The sequence below is a fragment of the Microvirga arvi genome, assembly GCF_016892765.1.
Taxonomy (GTDB): domain Bacteria; phylum Pseudomonadota; class Alphaproteobacteria; order Rhizobiales; family Beijerinckiaceae; genus Microvirga; species Microvirga arvi.
On sequence record NZ_JAFEMD010000158.1, the window covers coordinates 1 to 2,059 of the forward strand.

At 65.3% G+C, this 2,059-nt stretch carries 2 protein-coding genes; both read left to right on the forward strand.

Annotated elements, in window-relative coordinates; translation table 11 throughout:
* Positions 1-1,158 (forward strand): acetyl-CoA C-acetyltransferase (locus tag ILT44_RS30230; protein WP_239468646.1); only part of this gene is annotated, 1,158 nt, incomplete at its 5' end.
* Positions 1,159-1,333: 175 nt separating this feature from the next.
* The gene (gene phbB / locus ILT44_RS30235) at positions 1,334-2,059 is read left to right on the forward strand and encodes an acetoacetyl-CoA reductase (RefSeq protein ID WP_204243307.1); all 726 of its coding nucleotides are present in this window, start codon (positions 1,334-1,336) and stop codon (positions 2,057-2,059) included.

Genomic DNA, 2,059 nt, shown 5'->3' on the forward strand with positions numbered 1-2,059 from the left:
ATCGTCGGCGCGGCACGCACCCCCGTCGGCTCGTTCAATGGGGCCTTCGCCAACACCCCGGCCCACGAACTCGGCGCCATCGCCATCAAGGCGGCGCTGGAGCGCGCCAAGGTCGACGGCTCGGAGGTGGACGAGGTGATCCTCGGCCAGATCCTCTCGGCCGGCCAGGGTCAGAACCCGGCCCGTCAGGCCGCCATGGCCTCGGGCGTTCCGCAGGAGAAGACCGCCTGGGGCCTCAACCAGCTCTGCGGCTCGGGCCTGCGCACCGTCGCCATCGGCATGCAGCAGATCGCCAATGGGGACGCCAGCATCATCGTGGCGGGCGGCCAGGAATCGATGTCCCTCGCCCCGCACGCGGCGTATATGCGCTCCGGCACCAAGATGGGCGACTTCAAGCTCGTGGACACCATGCTCAAGGACGGCCTGATGGATGCCTTCAACGGCTACCATATGGGCAACACCGCCGAGAACGTGGCCCAGCGCTGGCAGCTGACCCGCGAGGAGCAGGATCAGTTCGCAACCAGCTCCCAGAACAAGGCCGAGGCCGCCCAGAAGGAGGGCCGCTTCAAGGACGAGATCACGCCCGTGACGATCGCCTCCCGGAAGGGCGACATCGTCGTGGATCAGGACGAGTACATCCGCGCCGGCACCACCGTCGAGGCGCTCGGCAAGCTCCGGCCCGCCTTCTCGAAGGACGGCACGGTGACCGCCGGCAATGCCTCGGGCATCAATGACGGCGCGGCCGCCTTGGTGCTGATGACCGAAGCCGAGGCCGAGAAGCGCGGCCTGACGCCGCTTGCACGCATCGCCTCCTGGGCGACCGCCGGCGTCGATCCGGCCATCATGGGCACGGGCCCGATCCCCTCCTCCCGCAAAGCCCTTGAGAAGGCCGGCTGGAAGGTGTCCGACCTCGAGCTCGTCGAGGCCAACGAGGCCTTCGCGGCCCAGGCTCTCGCGGTCAACAAGGACATGGGCTGGGATCCGTCGATCGTGAACGTGAACGGCGGCGCGATCGCCATCGGCCATCCCATCGGCGCGTCCGGCGCCCGTGTGCTCGTGACCCTGCTGCACGAGATGGGCCGCCGCAACGCCAAGAAGGGCCTGGCTACCCTGTGCATCGGCGGCGGCATGGGCGTTGCCATGTGCCTTGAAAGGTAAGCAGCCTCGAGCACCAAGGTATCAAGAAGCTCCGTCAAGGAAATTACGGAGCTTCACCCTTCCACGTTCTGCCACATATCGTAAGCTATGTTGTGGGGTGGTCTGAATCGGACCACCCCACAGCAATGGATCCGTGAGAGGTCCGCAAGCAGAACGGTTTTGGGAAGGAAACAGCATGGCGCGCGTCGCATTGGTCACCGGAGGCACTCGCGGCATCGGTGCCGCAATCTCAAAAGGTTTGAAGGACGCAGGCTACAAAGTTGCTGCGAATTACGGCGGCAACGATGAAGCCGCGAACCAGTTCAAGGGCGAGACCGGCATCCCGGTCTTCAAATTCGACGTGTCCGATGCGGCGGCCTGCGAGGCCGGGATCAGGGCGGTCGAGGCCGAACTCGGCCCTGTCGACATCCTCGTGAACAATGCGGGCATCACCCGCGACGGCATGTTCCACAAGATGACCTTCGACCAGTGGTCGGCCGTCATCCGCACTAATCTCGATTCCATGTTCACCTGCACGCGGCCCGTGATCGACGGCATGCGCTCGCGCAATTTCGGCCGCATCATCATCATCTCCTCCATCAACGGCCAGAAAGGCCAGATGGGGCAGGCGAACTACTCCGCCGCGAAAGCCGGCGTGGTCGGCTTCGCCAAGGCGCTGGCGCAGGAGAACGCCAACAAGGGTGTGACCGTCAACGTGATCGCGCCGGGCTACATCGCCACCGAGATGGTGAAGGCGGTGCCGGAAGAGGTGTTGAAATCGAAAATCCTGCCGCTCATTCCCGTCGGCCGCCTCGGCGAGGCTGAGGAAATCGCGCGCAGCGTGCTCTATCTCGCTGCGGACGAGGCCGGCTTCATCACGGGCTCGACCCTGTCGGTGAACGGCGGCCAGTACATGGCCTGA